At 59.5% G+C, this 17393-nt stretch carries 16 protein-coding genes and 1 pseudogene; 4 read left to right on the top strand and 13 right to left on the bottom strand.

Translation table 11 applies throughout. From position 1 onward, the window contains the following. Window positions 1–186: 186 nt before the first annotated feature. Window positions 187–809 (bottom strand): annotated as a pseudogene (rlmE, locus tag ABVN19_RS26545) (23S rRNA (uridine(2552)-2'-O)-methyltransferase RlmE). 101 nt (window positions 810–910) lie between these two features. Here rlmE and yhbY point away from each other — a divergent pair. Continuing rightward, the gene (yhbY, locus tag ABVN19_RS26540; RefSeq protein WP_010222973.1) at window positions 911–1219 is read left to right on the top strand and encodes a ribosome assembly RNA-binding protein YhbY; all 309 of its coding nucleotides are present in this window, start codon (window positions 911–913) and stop codon (window positions 1217–1219) included. A gap of 12 nt (window positions 1220–1231) precedes the next feature. On the opposite strand, the gene ABVN19_RS26535 is transcribed toward yhbY, so the two are convergent. The 8 genes from ABVN19_RS26535 to grpE form a co-directional block, all read right to left on the bottom strand. Further along, window positions 1232–1627, bottom strand: a complete 396-nt coding sequence (locus ABVN19_RS26535) for a hypothetical protein (RefSeq protein WP_028944532.1) — start codon at window positions 1625–1627, stop codon at window positions 1232–1234. 28 nt (window positions 1628–1655) lie between these two features. Then, window positions 1656–2138 (bottom strand): transcription elongation factor GreA, encoded by a 483-nt coding sequence (gene greA / locus ABVN19_RS26530; protein ID WP_084167971.1) that lies wholly within the window; start codon window positions 2136–2138, stop codon window positions 1656–1658. Beyond that, window positions 2135–5356, bottom strand: a complete 3222-nt coding sequence (gene carB, locus ABVN19_RS26525) for a carbamoyl-phosphate synthase large subunit (protein WP_028944534.1) — start codon at window positions 5354–5356, stop codon at window positions 2135–2137. The genes greA and carB overlap by 4 nt, the downstream gene beginning before the upstream one ends. Window positions 5357–5462: 106 nt before the next feature. Further along, window positions 5463–6599, bottom strand: a complete 1137-nt coding sequence (gene carA, locus ABVN19_RS26520) for a glutamine-hydrolyzing carbamoyl-phosphate synthase small subunit (protein WP_028944535.1) — start codon at window positions 6597–6599, stop codon at window positions 5463–5465. A gap of 203 nt (window positions 6600–6802) precedes the next feature. Then, window positions 6803–7606 (bottom strand): 4-hydroxy-tetrahydrodipicolinate reductase, encoded by an 804-nt coding sequence (dapB, locus tag ABVN19_RS26515; RefSeq protein WP_028944536.1) that lies wholly within the window; start codon window positions 7604–7606, stop codon window positions 6803–6805. A 13-nt stretch (window positions 7607–7619) separates the two neighbouring features. After that, window positions 7620–8744, bottom strand: coding sequence for a molecular chaperone DnaJ (dnaJ, locus tag ABVN19_RS26510; RefSeq protein WP_028944537.1), 1125 nt, complete (start codon window positions 8742–8744; stop codon window positions 7620–7622). Window positions 8745–8953: 209 nt separating this feature from the next. Then, window positions 8954–10870, bottom strand: coding sequence for a molecular chaperone DnaK (gene dnaK / locus ABVN19_RS26505; protein WP_028944538.1), 1917 nt, complete (start codon window positions 10868–10870; stop codon window positions 8954–8956). Between the two features lie 101 nt (window positions 10871–10971). Continuing rightward, window positions 10972–11526, bottom strand: coding sequence for a nucleotide exchange factor GrpE (gene grpE, locus ABVN19_RS26500; RefSeq protein ID WP_028944539.1), 555 nt, complete (start codon window positions 11524–11526; stop codon window positions 10972–10974). A gap of 232 nt (window positions 11527–11758) precedes the next feature. Here grpE and recN point away from each other — a divergent pair, with 232 nt between their 5' ends. Further along, on the top strand, window positions 11759–13432 hold the full coding sequence (gene recN / locus ABVN19_RS26495; protein WP_105642711.1) for a DNA repair protein RecN: 1674 nt from the start codon (window positions 11759–11761) through the stop codon (window positions 13430–13432). 70 nt (window positions 13433–13502) lie between these two features. Here the strand turns inward: recN and fur are convergent, their stop codons facing one another. After that, window positions 13503–13907, bottom strand: coding sequence for a ferric iron uptake transcriptional regulator (gene fur, locus ABVN19_RS26490; RefSeq protein ID WP_028944541.1), 405 nt, complete (start codon window positions 13905–13907; stop codon window positions 13503–13505). A 97-nt stretch (window positions 13908–14004) separates the two neighbouring features. On the opposite strand from fur, the gene ABVN19_RS26485 reads away from it, so the two are divergent. Then, window positions 14005–14544, top strand: a complete 540-nt coding sequence (locus tag ABVN19_RS26485; RefSeq protein ID WP_028944542.1) for an outer membrane protein assembly factor BamE — start codon at window positions 14005–14007, stop codon at window positions 14542–14544. A 60-nt stretch (window positions 14545–14604) separates the two neighbouring features. Here the strand turns inward: ABVN19_RS26485 and ABVN19_RS26480 are convergent, their stop codons facing one another. Genes ABVN19_RS26480 through ABVN19_RS26470 form a run of 3 tightly spaced genes read right to left on the bottom strand, consistent with a single transcriptional unit; the run spans window position 14605 to window position 16757 of the window. Further along, a complete protein-coding gene (locus ABVN19_RS26480) occupies window positions 14605–14910 on the bottom strand; it encodes an RnfH family protein (protein ID WP_028944543.1) in 306 nt (101 codons plus the stop codon). 1 nt (window position 14911) lies between these two features. Continuing rightward, window positions 14912–15346 carry a type II toxin-antitoxin system RatA family toxin gene (locus ABVN19_RS26475; RefSeq protein WP_028944544.1) on the bottom strand — a complete coding sequence of 145 codons (435 nt, stop codon included), beginning with the start codon at window positions 15344–15346 and terminating at the stop codon, window positions 14912–14914. Window positions 15347–15353: 7 nt separating this feature from the next. Then, entirely contained in the window at window positions 15354–16757 is a 1404-nt protein-coding gene (locus tag ABVN19_RS26470) for a sodium-dependent transporter (protein ID WP_028944545.1), read from the bottom strand. A 116-nt stretch (window positions 16758–16873) separates the two neighbouring features. Here ABVN19_RS26470 and smpB point away from each other — a divergent pair, with 116 nt between their 5' ends. Further along, a complete protein-coding gene (smpB, locus tag ABVN19_RS26465) occupies window positions 16874–17356 on the top strand; it encodes an SsrA-binding protein SmpB (RefSeq protein WP_028944546.1) in 483 nt (160 codons plus the stop codon). Window positions 17357–17393 lie beyond the last annotated feature (37 nt).

Below are 17393 nucleotides of genomic sequence, written 5' to 3'. Positions count from 1 at the left end.
CCGGCTGACGGCGCAACCGTGCCTCGCATGATATTCACCGGCTTAACTTACTACATAACCTACACAACTGCAGGCGCCGTCTGTAACCCTTTGTGAAACCTAGACTACACGAAGTTCATCCAGGTCAGGCAGGATAGCCGATTGGAAAAAGCTATCGGACACCCTGAAAGCTGCCGGCCTGACGCCCTACTCGCCGCGATAACCTCTCGCCAGCAAGTACTGTTCGCGGGAGCGATCCCGCGAAGAATCCGGTTTGAGCATCTGGACCTTGTCGAATTTCTGACGAGCGTCCTTCAGGTAAACGTCAAACCCTTCACCCTGGAAAATCTTGATCAGGAAATCGCCACCCGGCTTGAGCACACGGGTCGCAAGATCCAGGGCCAGTTCACACAGGAACATGGCCTTGGGGATATCCACGGCGGGCGTACCACTCATATTGGGGGCCATATCGGAAATCACAAGGTCCACGTGCGAATTACCTACCGCCTCCAGAATTTGCGCCAGCACTTCATCCTGGGTGAAGTCGCCCTGGATAAAGGTGACATCCGGAATGCTGTCCATCTCCAGGATGTCCGAAGCAATAAGCGGCCCTGGCCACCGATCAGCCGACTGGTCACCTGCGACCAACCACCCGGCGCCGCACCCAGGTCAACTACGCTCATGCCTGGGCGAATGATCCGATACTTTTCCTGGATTTCCAGCAATTTGTAGCTCGCACGCGAGCGATAACCATCCTTTTGCGCCTTTTTGACGTAAGGATCATTGAAATGTTCTTTCAGCCAGCCAAGGCTTGTCTTGGAACGCGCCATTGGGCACCTCGAATCATAAGGGTCGTGATTAACTGGGCGGATCCACGGGCCCTCGGGTAAAATGGCCGCCATTTTTACAGAATCAGACGAAGGGTCAGATTATGCCGCTCAATAACGAGCAGAAGAAACAGTACAAATCCATTGGCCACGATCTGAAACCAGTTCTCATTGTGGCAGGCAATGGCCTGACTGAAGGGGTTATCGCCGAACTCGAACGCGCCCTGGTCGATCATGAACTGATCAAGGTCGAGATTCGCTCGGAAGATCGTGAGGAACGCGCTGCCGCCATCGCCGCACTGTGCAAGGCCGGCCGCGCCGAACTGGTACAGACCATCGGGAAAAAGGCGTTGATCTATCGCCGCAACCCACAGCCGAACAAGCAACTCTCGAACATCCATCGCTACAAGTGATGTTCGCTGCGGTCAGTGGCGCGCCCTGCGCGCCCTGCCCGGCACCGGCTGCATGACCAGCAGCAAGCCGGTCAAACCCAATACCAGGTAACAGAACAACTGCCAGCGCAACTCTTGGGGCAATCCCACGTGCAAGGCGAAATACGCCACACACGCCAATATCGCCATCAACAGCAACTGCCCTCGCATGTCCCGCCACAGACTGGCCAGGCCCTGAGCCTGAACCAGCACCATTACCTGAACCCCTGCGCAAAATGCCGCAAAGGCTACCAGCAAAGATGCCATCAGGCTGCCGATGTCTTCGATCAGAAGCGGAGCCAGGCCAACCTTGCCCAGCGCCGGCAATAAACCGAAATGCAACATCCACAGGCCGCCAACCCAGAACACCTGGGTCAGCTGCCAGATCACCGTAGCCGCAGCAAAGCCGCGGCGCCGGTCAGATGTGTTTGACTTCGACAATCTCGTACTCGACCGTACCACTTGGTGTCTTGATCACCACGGTATCGCCCTCTTCCTTGCCGATGATGGCACGGGCGATCGGGGCACCGACCGAGAGCTTGCCCTGTTTGACGTCTGCCTCGTCTTCACCAACGATCTGGTAGGTCACCTGGTCGCCGGTTTCGGTGTTCTCCAGGTCCACGGTAGTACCGAAGATCACCTTGCCAGTGTGGGCAATGGTAGTGACGTCGATTACCACCGAGTTCTGCAGGCGGCCCTCGATATCGCGGATACGCGCCTCGACCATACCCTGCTCTTCACGGGCAGCGTGGTACTCGGCGTTTTCCTTGAGATCGCCCAGCTCACGGGCTTCACCAATGGCCTGACTCAGGCGCGGACGCTCGGTCTTGCTCAGAAAAAGGTGTTCTTCCTCCAGGGCGCGAGCGCCCTGGACAGTCATCGGGTACTTGGTAATGCTCATACATTCAGTCCTGCATGCAGATCCTGCAAGCGGCGCACGGTCTTTTCCGGACCGAACTTCAGCGCTTCGCAGATGGCTTCACCAGCCGCAATGGTCGTGGTGCAGTAGATCTTGTGCTGCAACGCATTGCGACGAATCGAGTAAGAGTCGGCGATCGACTGACGACCTTCGGTGGTGTTGATGATCAGCGACACTTCGTCGTTCTTGATCATGTCGACCACGTGCGGACGACCTTCAGTCACCTTGTTCACGCGACGCACTTTCAGGCCAGCCGCCTCGATGACCTTGGCGGTACCGACGGTAGCGACCACTTCGAAGCCCAGGGCGATCAGGTCACGGGCAACGCCAGCCACTTGTGGCTTATCGTCGTCACGAACGCTGATGAACGCAGTACCGCCGGTCGGCAACACTTCGCTGGCACCCATCTGGGCCTTGGCAAACGCTTCACCGAAGCTGTCGCCCACACCCATGACTTCACCGGTAGATTTCATCTCAGGGCCGAGGATCGGGTCAACGCCCGGGAACTTGGCAAACGGGAATACCGCTTCCTTGACGCTGTAGAAGTTCGGAATGATTTCCTTGGTGAAGCCGATTTCCTTCAGCGATTTGCCCGCCATTACACGAGCCGCAATCATCGCCAGGGAAGTACCGATGCACTTGGAGACGAACGGTACGGTACGCGAGGCGCGCGGATTGACTTCGATCACATAGATCTTGTCGCCCTGCAGGGCCAGTTGCACGTTCATCAGGCCGACAACGCCAAGCTCCAGGGCCATCTTCTTGACCTGCTCACGGACTTCATCCTGAACATGGGCCGGCAGCGAGTACGGCGGCAGCGAGCACGCCGAGTCACCGGAGTGAACACCGGCCTGTTCGATGTGCTGCATGATTGCGCCGATGACCACGTCGGTACCGTCGCACACCGCATCCACGTCCATCTCGATGGCGCAGTTGAGGAAGTGGTCCAGCAGCACCGGGCTGTCGTTGGACACCTGTACAGCTTCACGCAGGTAGCGCTTGAGCTCGTCCAGCTCGTAGACGATCTCCATCGCACGGCCGCCCAGTACGTAGGACGGGCGCACCACCAGCGGATAGCCGATGACACCGGCAGCACGGATGGCTTCGTCTTCGCTGCGCACGGTGGCGTTTGGCGGCTGCAGCAGGTTCAGGCGCTGAACCATCTGCTGGAAGCGCTCACGGTCTTCAGCACGGTCGATAGCGTCAGGGCTGGTACCGATGATCGGCACACCGGCTTCTTCCAGGGCGCGAGCCAATTTCAGCGGGGTCTGGCCGCCGTAGTGGACAATCACACCTTTCGGCTTCTCGACACGCACCACTTCCAGCACGTCTTCCAGGGTCAGCGGCTCGAAGTACAGGCGGTCGGACGTATCGTAATCGGTGGAGACGGTTTCCGGGTTGCAGTTGACCATGATGGTCTCGTAACCGTCTTCGCGCAGTGCCAGTGCGGCGTGTACGCAGCAGTAGTCGAACTCGATACCTTGGCCGATACGGTTCGGTCCGCCACCCAGGATCATGATCTTGTCGCGGGTCGACGGGTTGGCCTCGCACTCTTCCTCATAGGTCGAGTACAGGTAGGCGGTGTCGGTGGCGAACTCGGCAGCGCAGGTGTCGACGCGCTTGTAGACCGGGAACACTTCGAGCTTGTGACGATGACGACGCAAGTTCTTGTCGGTGATACCCAGCAGCTTGGCCAGACGCTGGTCGGAGAAGCCTTTGCGCTTCAGGCGCAGCATCAGGTCCTTGTCGATAGCCGACAGGGCCAGGGTCTTGACCTTCTCTTCTTCCTTGATCAGGTCTTCCATCTGCACCAGGAACCAGTGGTCGATACCGGTCAGGTCGAAGATTTCGTCGCAGGTCATGCCGGCGCGCATGGCATCGGCCACGTACCAGATACGCTCGGCGCCCGGCACGGTCAGCTCGCGCTTGAGGATGCTCGAGGCTTCAGGACTTGCCAGGTCGACTTTAGGATCCAGACCGCAAACGCCGACTTCCAGGCCCCGCAGAGCCTTCTGCAGGGACTCCTGGAAGGTGCGGCCGATGGCCATGACTTCACCCACGGATTTCATCTGGGTGGTCAGGCGGGCGTCGGCTTTCGGGAATTTTTCGAAGGCAAAGCGCGGCAGCTTGGTGACGACGTAGTCGATCGAAGGCTCGAACGAAGCTGGGGTACGGCCGCCGGTGATATCGTTCTGCAGCTCGTCGAGGGTGTAGCCGACCGCCAGCTTGGCAGCGATCTTGGCAATCGGGAAGCCAGTAGCCTTGGAAGCCAGCGCCGACGAACGCGATACACGCGGGTTCATCTCGATCACGACCATACGGCCAGTGTCCGGGCAAATACCGAACTGCACGTTGGAACCGCCGGTCTCGACACCGATTTCACGCAGCACCGCCAGCGAGGCGTTGCGCATGATCTGGTATTCCTTGTCGGTCAGGGTCTGTGCTGGAGCAACAGTGATCGAGTCACCGGTATGCACTCCCATCGGATCGAAGTTCTCGATCGAGCAGACGATGATGCAGTTGTCCTTTTTGTCGCGGACCACTTCCATCTCGTACTCTTTCCAGCCGATCAGCGATTCGTCGATCAGCAGTTCCTTGGTTGGCGACAGGTCCAGGCCACGGGCGCAGATTTCTTCGAACTCTTCACGGTTGTAGGCAATACCGCCACCGGTGCCGCCCATGGTGAAGGACGGACGGATGATGCACGGGAAGCCCAGCTTCTCGAGCACGGCGTTGGCTTCTTCCATGCTGTGCGCGATGCCGGAGCGCGGGCACTCAAGGCCGATGGCCTTCATGGCGGTATCGAAGCGCGAGCGGTCTTCGGCTTTGTCGATGGTGTCGGCGTTGGCGCCGATCATTTCCACGCCGAACTTTTCCAGGACGCCTTCGCGCTCCAGGTCCAGGGCGCAGTTCAGTGCAGTCTGGCCACCCATGGTTGGCAGCAGTGCATCCGGACGCTCTTTCTCGATGATCTTGGCCACTGTCTGCCATTTGATCGGCTCGATGTAAGTGGCATCGGCCATGGCCGGGTCGGTCATGATGGTGGCTGGGTTGGAGTTCACCAGGATGACGCGATAGCCTTCCTCGCGCAGGGCTTTGCAGGCCTGGGCGCCGGAGTAGTCGAATTCGCAGGCCTGGCCGATCACGATCGGGCCAGCGCCAAGAATCAGGATGCTTTTAATGTCTGTACGTTTTGGCATGGGTTGTCACTCAATTCCGCAGGTCAGTCGGCAAGCCGCATTGAACAATCGTGGGGGCGGCGCCTGAACGCGGCTTGCACCGGTCCAGGGCCTTCTCGCCAGGTGCTCAGCGGCGCTTGGCCATGGCATCGATGAAGCGGTCGAACAGAGGCGCGACATCAGTCGGGCCAGGGCTGGCTTCAGGGTGACCCTGGAAGCTGAAAGCGCTCTTGTCGGTGCGCTCGATACCCTGCAGGGTACCGTCGAACAGCGACTTGTGGATGGCGCGAACGTTGCCTGGCAGCGTCGCTTCGTCTACCGCAAAGCCGTGGTTCTGGCTGGTGATCATGACCACGCCGGTGTCCAGGTCCTGGACCGGGTGGTTGGCACCATGGTGACCATGGCCCATTTTCACGGTCTTGGCACCGGAGGCCAAAGCCAGCAGTTGGTGCCCCAGGCAAATACCGAACACCGGGATCTCGGTCTCGAGGATGTCCTTGATCGCCTGGATCGCGTAGTCGCAAGGCTCCGGATCACCTGGGCCGTTGGACAGGAACACACCATCAGGATTGAGTGCCAGGACTTCGTTGGCCGGGGTCTGCGCCGGCACGACAGTCAGGCGGCAGCCGCGGGCAACCAGCATGCGCAGGATGTTCAGCTTGACGCCGAAATCGTAGGCGACCACGTGGTACGGCAGCTCGGCGGCGTCGATGGTCGCGTGGCTGTCGGTTTTCAGTTCCCAGACGCTGGAGCGCCATTCGTAGCTGCTCTTGGTGCTGACGACTTTTGCCAGGTCCATGCCCTTCAGGCCCGGGAAACCGCGAGCAGCGGCGATTGCAGCCTCTTCGCTGATGTTGTCGCCGGCCAGGATGCAGCCGTTCTGCGCGCCCTTCTCACGCAGGATGCGCGTCAGGCGACGGGTGTCGATCCCGGCGATGGCAACCACGTTGTTGGCTTTGAGGTAATCAGGCAGCGACTGTTTGTTGCGCCAGTTGCTTGCGATCAGAGGCAGGTCACGAATGACCAGGCCGGCCGACCAGACACGGTCGGACTCGGCGTCTTCCGGCGTAGTGCCGGTGTTGCCGATGTGAGGGTAAGTCAGGGTAACGATTTGCTGCGCATAGGAAGGGTCAGTCAGGATTTCCTGATAGCCGGTCATTGCGGTGTTAAACACCACCTCACCAACGGTCTGACCGTCGGCTCCAATGGCTTCACCGCGAAAAATGCTGCCATCGGCAAGGGCGAGTATGGCTGGCTTAGTCAAGAAGACCTCCCGTAAATCAAGCCTGAAGGGGCGATCGCAGGTTGCAAAAAAGCGGAATGACGTATAGACACGTCACCCCGCTTTCTTCGTCGAATTATCTGCGCGCTTTTAGTGGACACACTAAAGCTGTAGCTTACAGAAAAACGCTTTTTTGGTCTACCGCTGAAGTGCCTAAAAACCGCAGGATAGCGACAGGAGGGCGCTTAACGCAGGTCGAGCACGTCTTGCATGTCGTAAAGGCCCGGCTCGCGACCGTCCAACCAGAGAGCAGCACGGACCGCCCCCTTGGCAAAGGTCATGCGACTGGAGGCCTTATGGGTGATCTCCAGGCGCTCACCTTCGGCAGCGAACAGAACGGTGTGATCACCAACCACGTCACCGGCACGCACAGTGGCAAAGCCGATGGTCTGACGATCACGGGTACCGGTCTGGCCTTCACGACCATAGACCGCCACTTCCTGCAGGTCGCGCCCCAGTGCCTGGGCAACCACCTCACCCATGCGCAACGCGGTACCCGACGGTGCATCGACCTTGTGACGATGGTGGGCTTCGATGATCTCGATGTCGACGTCATCACCCAGCACGCGCGCAGCCATGTCCAGCAGCTTCAGGCTGAGGTTCACCCCAACGCTGAAGTTGGCCGCGAAGACAATCGGGATTTCCTTGCCCGCCTCGGCCAGCAACTGCTTTTCTTCGACACTGAAACCGGTGGTCCCGATGATCATGGCCTTGCCTGCCTTGCGGCAGAACGCCAGGTTCTTCAGGGTCACCGACGGATGCGTGAAGTCGATCAGCACGTCGAATTCATCGACTACCTTGGCCAGGTCATCGGACAGCAGCACACCGATTCGACCCAGGGCCGCCAACTCGCCCGCATCCGCGCCAACCAGGGTGCTGTCAGGACGATCAATCGCAGCCGTCAGCCCTGCACCCGGGGTTTGCTGGATAGCTTCGATCAGGGTCTTGCCCATGCGCCCTGCCGCGCCCATTACCGCTATACGTCGCATGCCCTATTCCTTCTTACAAGTCGCCGAAGAAGCGCTTTACGCCTTCAAACCAGCCATTGGCCTTGGGCGAATGGGAACTGTCACCTTCCAGCGAATCGCGCAGCTCTTCGAGCAGCTCGCGCTGGCGACGACTGAGATTGACCGGGGTTTCAACCGCGACCCGACACATCAGGTCACCAGCACCACCACCGCGAACCGGGGCAACGCCCTTGCCACGCAGGCGGAACTGCTTGCCGGTCTGGGTGCCTTCCGGGATCTTCAGCTTTACCCGGCCATCCAGGGTCGGCACTTCAAGCTCGCCACCCAGGGCAGCATCGGTGTAGCTGATCGGTACTTCGCAGTACAGGTGCTTGCCGTCACGCTGGAAAATCGCGTGCTCACGCACATTGATCACGACGTACAGATCACCGGTCGGGCCGCCATGGGAACCCGCCTCGCCTTCGCCCGAAAGACGAATGCGATCACCGGTATCGACACCGGCCGGCACCTTGACCGAGAGGGTCTTGTACTCTTCGATACGGCCTTCGCCGTGGCAGGAGTTGCAAGGATCAGTAATGATCTTGCCCTGACCATGGCAACGCGGGCAGGTCTGCTGGACAGAGAAGAAGCCCTGCTGCATGCGCACCTGGCCAATACCACCACAGGTCGGACAGGTCGAAGGCGACGAGCCTTTCTTGGCACCGGAACCGTCGCACGGCTCGCAGTTGACCAGAGTCGGCACGCGAATGTTGACAGTGGTGCCGCGTACAGCCTCTTCCAGGTTCAGCTCGAGGGTATAACGCAGGTCGCTGCCGCGCTGGGCACCGCCACGCGAACCGCCACGGCCGCCGCCAAAGAAATCGCTGAACACATCACCGAAAATGTCGGAGAAGTTCGCGCCACCAAATCCGGCACCGCCGCCACCCATGCTAGGGTCGACGCCGGCATGACCATACTGGTCGTAGGCCGCGCGCTTGCTGGCGTCGGAGAGCACTTCATAAGCCTCGTTGGCTTCCTTGAATTTCTCTTCCGACTCTTTGTCATCAGGATTACGGTCCGGGTGATGCTTCATCGCCAGGCGGCGATACGCCTTCTTCAGGTCCGCTTCACTGGAGCCGCGCTCAACTCCCAGAACTTCGTAATAGTCACGCTTTGCCATAAGTCTTTGCACTCTTGAGGACGTTCGGCAAACCTCTGCGCATTTCGCGCTGTGCCGCCAGCACCTGCCTCATTCCCTCCAGGAGGCATGACAGATGCTGTAAAAATTCGGGTATTCCAGACACGCCAACGCGGGAGCAAGCCCCCGCGCGGCGACATCCTACCAGCCAACCACTAGAAAGCAGTCAACTGGCCGACAACATGCAGCAATTACTTGTTGTCTTTGACTTCTTCGAACTCAGCGTCGACGACGTCGTCGTGCTTGGGCTCTTCAGCCTGCTGCGCGCCAGCTTGTGGCTGCTCGGCCTGCTGCTCGGCGTACATCTTCTGAGCAACTGGAGCCGACACTTTCGACAGTTCTTCAACCTTGGCATCGATGGCAGCCTTGTCGTCGCCTTTGATAGCGGCTTCCAGGGCAACCACAGCGGCCTCGATCGCAGCCTTCTCTTCGGCAGTGACCTTGTCACCGGCATCAGCGACCATCTTGCGAGTCGAGTGAACCAGTGCATCGCCCTGGTTGCGGGCAGCGGCCAGCTCTTCGAACTTGCGGTCTTCTTCCGAGTTCGCTTCAGCGTCGCGGATCATCTGCTGAATTTCTTCATCAGACAGGCCGGAGTTGGCCTTGATCACGATCGACTGAGTCTTGCCAGTAGCCTTGTCCTTGGCGCCTACGTGCAGAATGCCGTTGGCGTCGATGTCGAAGGTTACTTCGATCTGTGGCACGCCACGTGGTGCAGGTGGGATCTCGGCCAGGTCGAACTTGCCCAGGGATTTGTTCTGAGCAGCCTGCTTACGCTCACCTTGCAGCACGTGAATGGTCACGGCGCTCTGGTTGTCGTCTGCGGTCGAGAACACTTGCGACTTTTTGGTCGGGATAGTGGTGTTCTTCTCGATCAGCGCAGTCATCACGCCACCCATGGTTTCGATACCCAGGGTCAGCGGGCTGACGTCCAGCAGCAGCACGTCTTTCACGTCACCAGCCAGTACCGCACCCTGGATGGCAGCACCCATGGCAACAGCTTCGTCCGGGTTGACGTCCTTGCGTGCTTCTTTACCGAAGAAATCGGTAACCGCTTTCTGTACCAGCGGCATACGGGTCTGACCGCCAACCAGGATCACGTCGTCGATCTTGCTGACGTCGATACCGGCATCCTTCATGGCGATACGGCATGGCTCGATGGTGCGCTGAACCAGGTCTTCCACCAGCGACTCCAGCTTGGCGCGGGAGATCTTCACGTTCAGGTGCTTAGGACCGGTGGCATCTGCAGTGATGTACGGCAGGTTGACGTCGGTCTGCTGGCTCGAGGACAGCTCGATCTTGGCTTTTTCAGCAGCTTCTTTCAGGCGCTGCATGGCCAGCGGGTCACCCTTGAGGTTCATGCCGCTTTCTTTCTTGAACTCGTCGACGAGGTAGTCGATCAGGCGAATGTCGAAGTCTTCACCACCGAGGAAAGTGTCACCGTTGGTGGCCAGAACTTCAAACTGATGCTCGCCATCGACTTCGGCAATTTCGATAACCGAAACGTCGAAGGTACCGCCACCCAGGTCATAAACGATCACGGTGTGATCGCCTTTGGCCTTGTCCATACCGTAAGCCAGCGCAGCTGCGGTTGGTTCGTTGATGATACGTTTTACGTCCAGGCCGGCGATGCGACCGGCATCCTTGGTGGCCTGACGCTGGCTGTCGTTGAAGTAGGCCGGAACGGTGATGACCGCTTCGGTGACAGGCTCGCCGAGGTAGTCTTCGGCGGTCTTCTTCATCTTCTTCAGAATTTCAGCCGAAATCTGAGGCGGTGCCATTTTCTGGCCGTTCACTTCGACCCAGGCGTCGTTGTTGTCAGCCTTGACGATTTTGTACGGAACCATCTGGATGTCTTTTTGCACGACATCTTCGTCAAAGCGACGACCGATCAGACGCTTTACTGCGTACAGGGTGTTGTGCGGATTGGTAACGGCCTGACGCTTGGCCGACTGGCCAACCAGGATTTCGCCGTCATTGGCGTACGCGATGATCGACGGCGTAGTACGCGCGCCTTCAGCGTTTTCAATAACCTTGACGTTGCCGTTTTCCAGAATGGAGACGCAGGAGTTGGTAGTCCCCAGGTCGATACCGATGATTTTGCCCATGTTCACTCTCCCGAAACTTGAATTTTGTTGCCGCAGCAGTGGTGGCTAACTGCGGTAATACTTGAATGCTTGACACCTAAATGGGGGCGCCCGGAACGATTTCAAGCCTGCTCGTCAATCGACGGCGAAACCGCAGCAGGGGCCTTGCTGACCACGACCATCGCAGGGCGCAGCAGGCGGCCATTGAGCTGGTAGCCCTTCTGGAACACCTTGAGCACGCTGTTCGGCTCGACCTCGGCACTTTCCTGCATGGCCATGGCTTGATGGTGCTCGGCGTTGAAGGGTTCGCCGTGCGGATCAATGGCCTCGAGGTTGTAGCGCTTGAGGGTGTCGTGGAACATCTTCAGGGTCAGTTCAATGCCTTCACGCATCGGACGAATGCTCTCGTCCTCGGCACTGGACAGCTCCAGGCCACGTTCCAGGCTGTCGATGACTGGCAGCAGGTCGCCAGCGAATTTCTCCAGGGCGAACTTGTGTGCCTTCTCGACATCCTGCTCGGCGCGACGGCGTACGTTCTGAAGGTCCGCAGCGGTGCGCAGGGATTGATCCTGGGCCGCCGCCAGCTGCTCTTCGAGCACCTGCACGCGGGCGTTCAGCTCTTGCGCGCCGGCTGCCTCGGCGTTCAGATTCTGTTCATCCAGCTGTTCGTCAGCCATAAAATCTCTCCTCTCGAATAGTGTCAGCGAGCTGTACTCGCGCTTCTGCCGGCTATATGGGGTCGTAAAACCCAGGTTCAAGGGGCAAAGGAATACAGCCGACCGTTTCCCTCATAACCCGACGCACTCAGAACGACACCCACGCAACCAAATCGAGCTAAGCACAGCCATTGTCAGCGGATCAAAAAACACTGTATAAATAACCAGACTTAACGCCTGGGAGCCGTCCCCAATGCTGGTGCACCTGTCCGTACACAACTATGCCATCGTCGAACACCTGGACCTCGAACTCGCCCGCGGGATGAGCGTCATCACCGGTGAAACCGGGGCCGGCAAATCGATCATGCTCGACGCCCTGGGCCTGACCCTGGGTGATCGTGCCGACAGCGGCGTGGTACGTCCCGGCGCCGACAAGGCCGACATCCTCGCCACCTTTGATCTCTCGGACATTCCCGAAGCCCGTGCCTGGCTTGCCGAACGCGACCTGGACAGCGACGGCCCGTGCATCCTGCGCCGGGTCATCACCGCCGAGGGCCGCAGCCGCGGCTACATCAATGGCACGCCCTGCCCGCTCGGCGACCTCAAGGCCCTGGGCGAGCTGCTCATCGACATCCATAGCCAGCATGAACACCAGTCGTTGCTGAAAGCCGACACCCATCGTCGCCTGCTCGACGAGTACGCAGGCGCCACCGACCTGGCGCGCCAGGTCCAGCTGGCCGCCCAGCGCTGGCGGCAAACGCGGCAAGAACTGGAGCGACTGTCCAACTCCGGCGACGAACAACGGGCGCAGCATCAGCTGCTCAGCTATCAACTCGAGGAACTCGACAACCTGGGCCTGGGTGAAAACGAGCTGGAGCAACTGGAGCAGGAGCACAAGAACCTGACCAACGCCGAAGCGCTGTTCGGCATCTGCCGCCAGGTCATCGATCATTGCAGCGAGAGCGATTCGGGCAACGTCCTCAATGCCCTCACTGCCAGTCTCAATCGATTGACTGCAGTGCAGAACGCACCCAGGGCACTGGGCGAGGCCGCCAACATGATCGCCAGCGCACAGATCCAGGTGGAGGAAGCCGTCGGCGAGCTCAATCGCTTCCTTGATAACTTCGACGCGGACCCGGCTCGCCTGCAGCAACTCGAAGAGCGCCTGGACAGCATCTATACCCTGGCTCGAAAGCACCGTGTACACCCAACCGAGTTGGCCAAGCTTCAGCAGCGCCTGATGGAAGAGCTCGAAAGCCTTAACGCCAACGACGAATCCATCGAGCGCCTGGGTGACGAACTGGCAGCCTTCGCCCGCCACTACCAGGACAAGGCAGGCGAGCTTAGCGCCCTGCGCCACCAGGCCGCCAACCAGTTGGCCGGCGCGGTCGAGCAAGAGATCCAGCGCCTGGGCATGCCCGGTGGTCGCTTCAGCATCGAGCTGCACAGCCACACCAGTGAAGACCTCTCCCCTCACGGCCGTGAGCATGTAGAGCTACTGGTCAGCGCCAACCCGGGCCAGCCTCTCAAGGCCCTGGCCAAGGTCGCCTCCGGGGGCGAGCTGTCGCGGATCAGCCTCGCAATCCAGGTGATCACTGCGCAAACCTCGCGCATTCCTACCCTGGTGTTCGACGAAGTGGACGTGGGTATCGGTGGCCCGACGGCAGAGATTGTCGGCCAGCTGCTGCGCCGCCTGGGCGAGCGCGGCCAGGTACTGACCGTGACCCACCTGCCGCAGGTTGCAGCGCAAGGCCATCACCATCTGTTTGTGCATAAAGTGCGCAACAGTGACGCTACCCATACTGCCGTTGCCAACCTGGGCAAGCGCGAGCGCATCGAAGAGGTCGCTCGGATGCTGGGCGGTATCGACCTGACCAAGGAGTCCCTGGCCCACGCCCGCAAGATGGTGGTTACCAGCAAGGCCTGATGCCTTATCCCAGAAAGCACAAAGGCGACCCCAGGGTCGCCTTTGATGCTGTGCAACAAGAAACTATTGCTTACTTTTTCTTGCGCACGTACAGGACCAGATTATGGTCAACCAGTTCGAAACCGTGCTCGGCAACGATTTCCTTCTGACGCTTTTCAATCTCGCTGTCGAAGAACTCGATAACCTCGCCCGACTCCACGTTGACCATATGGTCGTGGTGGCCACCGTCGGCCAATTCGAACACGGCGTGACCGCCGTCGAAGTTATGGCGCACAACCAGGCCAGCAGCTTCGAACTGGGTCAGAACACGGTAGACCGTGGCCAGACCGACGTCCTCACCTGCCTCCATCAGCGCCTTGTAAACATCTTCAGCACTCATGTGACGCTGCTCGGTAGAGTCGAGCATCTGTAGAATCTTCACTCGAGGCAGTGTCACCTTGAGACCGGCTTTGCGCAGTTCGCTATTTTCAACCATGGTCAGCTTTCTCGCCGATGCTGCTTCGCAGCTTCTCTGAATACGGGTATGATCGGGGTTTACGTTGTCCAGCCAAGATAGTGGAAGTCGCCCACCGATGCAAAACACCAAGCTCTTGCTAACCAGCCTCACCTTCGTGGGACTGCTCGCACTCGCCGGTTGCTCGTTCCCCGGGGTTTACAAAATCGACATCCAGCAGGGCAATGTCGTCACGCAAGACATGATAGACCAATTGCGCCCCGGAATGACCCGTCGGCAAGTAAGGTTTATCATGGGCAATCCGCTGATCCAGGACACCTTTCACACCAATCGCTGGGATTACCTGTACAGCCTGCAGCCTGGTGGCGGCCAACGCCAGCAAGAGCGCATGAGCATTTTCTTCAACGAAAGCGACCAACTGGTCAGCCTGTCTGGCGATTTCATGCCAGGCGTGAGCCGCGATCAGGAAATTCTCGGCGGCAGCGGCGACACCAGCGTCACGCCCGTCCAGCCAGGTACTACCACCGCGCCAGCTGAACAGGTCAAGGAAACCCCGGCCAAGCCAGGTTCCCTGGAAGAGAAGATCCAGCGCGAAGTCGATACCATCGAAACCATCCCGGTACCGACCCCTGCCCCACTGGAAACCTCGCCACAGTAACTACTGCTGGCAAACAAAAGCCCGGACATTCCGGGCTTTTTTGTGCCTGCGATTTGTGCGCTAGCGCTTGGCCTTCTTGAACACCCGCGCCACTTTGTCAGCGCGCTGCTTGCGGACCTCCTTGGGATCGATCAGCAACGGCCTGTACAACTCGATCCGATCCCCCTCGGCAACCGTCTGCTGCACAGCGTCACTGACAACCTTGCCAAAGATTCCAAGCGGGCAAGCCTCGACATCGAGCCCTGGTACTTGCTCAGCGATCCCTGACAGGCGCACGGCCTCGCGCAAGGTGGCGCCCAAGGGCACCTCGACGGCCAGCAGCCACTGCTGCTCAGCGGTGGCATAGACCACTTCAATCTGCAGCATGTCAGGCATTGAGTTGTTTTGCCCGCTGACAGAAGGCATCGACCAGGGTGTTGGCAGCCTGATTGAACAATGGCCCCAAGGTGGCCCGTACCAACGGCCCGGCATAGTCGAAGGACAAGTCCAGGCTGATCTTGCAGGCCTTCTCACCCAACGGCTTGAAGATCCACAAGCCGTGCAGTTGATTGAACGGCCCCTCCTCCAGGTTCATTTCGATGGACTGCCCGGGCACCAGCACATTACGGGTGACGAACTTCTGGCTCATACCGCCCTTGGCCACTTCCAGGCTGGCACGCATCAGCGTGTCACTGACCTCCAGCACAGTGCTGGATGAGCACCAGGGCAGGAACTCCGGATACCGTGCTACATCGTTGACCAGGTCGTACAGTGCCTGGGCGGGATAAGGCAGCAGGGCCGAACGTTGAATATGGGTAGTCATCCAGGTGTCACTTCCAAAGCTGAGCGGCAAACACAACCAGAATGCCGAGGGGCGCCACATAGCGCATCAAGAAGAAGGTCAGAGCAAACAGCAGCGGGCTGCGCATCGCTAGCTCGTCGCGCACCGCCTCACGCCCCATGATCCAACCTGCGAATATCACAAAGCACAAACCACCCAGCGGCAGCATGATCCGCGAAGTGAAAAAGTCGATCACTCCGAAGAAATCCAGACCGCCTGTTGCGCCCCACTGGTAGAGCTGAAAACCGCTCTCGTCGTTCACGAAAAAGCGTGCCTGCTGCCAGATATTGAACGAAAACACTGTGCCCAGCCCCACCAGCCAGCAACTGAAAGCCAGCCAGGTGGTGATCCAGCCACGCCGCACGCCCGTACGCTCCACCAGGTAAGCGACCATCGGCTCCAGCAAAGAAATCGCCGAACTCCAGGCCGCGACGGCCACTAGAACAAAGAATACGACGCCCATCAACTGGCCAAACGCCACATTGCCAAAAGCAAATGGCAAGGCCACGAACATCAGGCCCGGACCCTCGCTGGGGTTCAGGCCGGCGGCGAACACAATCGGGAACAGGGCCATGCCGGCCAGCAGCGAGACAAAGGTGTCGAGCAGGGCCACGGCGACAATCGTGCCGCCGATGGAGGATTGCTTGGGCATGTAGGCGCCATAGATCAGCAACGAACCCACGCCCACGCTCAGGGAGAAAAACGCATGCCCCATGGCCGGCAACAACCCGTCGAGCAGGCGCGAGGTGTCGAAGTCGAACATGAAATGCAGGCCCTGCATGAAGTGCCCGGTGGTCAGGCTGTAGCCCAACAGGATCACCAGCAGCAGGAACAGCAGCGGCATCATGATACGCAGGCTCTTCTCAAGCCCCGCCACCACGCCACGGGCAATCACCAATGCCGACAGCAGCATGAACAGGCTGTGCCACAGCACCAGGCGCCAGGGGTCGCTGATCACGCCATTGAAGTAGCCGCCGACCTGATCGGCTGTCACGCCCTGGAAGTCACCCTTGCCCATGTTGATGATGTAGTCGAACGACCAGCCGCCGACCACGCTGTAGAACGACAGGATCAACAGCGCCGTGATCATCCCGGCGAAGGCCCACCACGACCAGCGCGGCGAATGCCCCGCCTCCAGGGCGAGGTCGCGCAGGGCATTGGCCGGACTTTGCCGGGTGCGGCGGCCGATCAGCGTCTCGGCAAGCATCACCGGGATACCGATCAAGGCAATGCAGGCCAGGAACACCAGAACAAAGGCACCGCCGCCATAGACGCCGACCATGTAGGGGAATTTCCAGATACTTCCCAACCCCACCGCAGCACCGGTGGCCGCCAGTACGAATACCCAGCGACTGGCCCAGCCACCATGGACAGAAACCTTGTCCGTCGACATCAACACGCTCAACTGTGGAAAAAAAGAGCGCGCATTGTCCGGGATTCACTCCAAGGGCTCAAGCTCACTGCTACCCCGTAGCCGACAGCGCGACGACTGCCTATAATGCCGCCCCTATGGCTAAACAAAAGAAACATCCGACAGGGACAATCGCGCAGAACAAAAAGGCGCGTCACGATTACTTCATCGAACATAAGTTCGAGGCCGGATTGGTCCTGTCCGGTTGGGAAGTAAAAAGTCTGCGTGCCGGCAAGGCGCACCTGACCGACAGTTACGTGGTGCTCAAGGATGGCGAGGCCTGGCTGATGGGCAGCCATATCACGCCGCTGACCGCCGCCAGTACTCACGTCATCGCCGACCCGACACGTACCCGCAAACTGCTGCTCAACCGTCGAGAGTTGGAGCGCCTGCATGCGGCCGTCCAGCAGAAGGGCTACACCTGCGTGGCCTTGTCGATCTATTGGAGCAAGCACCTGATCAAGTGCGAGATCGCACTGGGCAAGGGCAAGAAGGAATACGACAAGCGCGATACCCAGCGCGAACGCGATTCCGATCGCGAGCTGCAGCGCGCAGTTCGCAACAAGGGCAAGGAAGACTGATTCAGTCCCAGAAAGCCTGATTGCGGGGCAAGCCCGC

Origin of the sequence: Pseudomonas vranovensis (assembly GCF_040438935.1) — a bacterium.
GTDB classification, from domain to species: domain Bacteria; phylum Pseudomonadota; class Gammaproteobacteria; order Pseudomonadales; family Pseudomonadaceae; genus Aquipseudomonas; species Aquipseudomonas vranovensis.
The sequence above is the reverse complement of the archived record's forward strand: the minus strand, read 5'-3'. Positions and strand labels throughout refer to the sequence as shown.

Bases quoted from the DNA above. Each gene is read 5' to 3' on its own strand.
- yhbY (WP_010222973.1), top strand. From the start codon at position 911: ATGCCGCTCAATAACGAGCAGAAGAAACAGTACAAATCCATTGGCCAC.
- greA (WP_084167971.1), bottom strand. From the start codon at position 2,138: ATGAGCATTACCAAGTACCCGATGACTGTCCAGGGCGCTCGCGCCCTG.
- carB (WP_028944534.1), bottom strand. From the start codon at position 5,356: ATGCCAAAACGTACAGACATTAAAAGCATCCTGATTCTTGGCGCTGGC.
- dapB (WP_028944536.1), bottom strand. From the start codon at position 7,606: ATGCGACGTATAGCGGTAATGGGCGCGGCAGGGCGCATGGGCAAGACC.
- dnaJ (WP_028944537.1), bottom strand. From the start codon at position 8,744: ATGGCAAAGCGTGACTATTACGAAGTTCTGGGAGTTGAGCGCGGCTCC.
- dnaK (WP_028944538.1), bottom strand. From the start codon at position 10,870: ATGGGCAAAATCATCGGTATCGACCTGGGGACTACCAACTCCTGCGTC.
- grpE (WP_028944539.1), bottom strand. From the start codon at position 11,526: ATGGCTGACGAACAGCTGGATGAACAGAATCTGAACGCCGAGGCAGCC.
- recN (WP_105642711.1), top strand. From the start codon at position 11,759: ATGCTGGTGCACCTGTCCGTACACAACTATGCCATCGTCGAACACCTG.
- fur (WP_028944541.1), bottom strand. From the start codon at position 13,907: ATGGTTGAAAATAGCGAACTGCGCAAAGCCGGTCTCAAGGTGACACTG.
- ABVN19_RS26485 (WP_028944542.1), top strand. From the start codon at position 14,005: ATGCAAAACACCAAGCTCTTGCTAACCAGCCTCACCTTCGTGGGACTG.
- ABVN19_RS26480 (WP_028944543.1), bottom strand. From the start codon at position 14,910: ATGCTGCAGATTGAAGTGGTCTATGCCACCGCTGAGCAGCAGTGGCTG.
- ABVN19_RS26475 (WP_028944544.1), bottom strand. From the start codon at position 15,346: ATGACTACCCATATTCAACGTTCGGCCCTGCTGCCTTATCCCGCCCAG.
- ABVN19_RS26470 (WP_028944545.1), bottom strand. From the start codon at position 16,757: ATGTCGACGGACAAGGTTTCTGTCCATGGTGGCTGGGCCAGTCGCTGG.
- smpB (WP_028944546.1), top strand. From the start codon at position 16,874: ATGGCTAAACAAAAGAAACATCCGACAGGGACAATCGCGCAGAACAAA.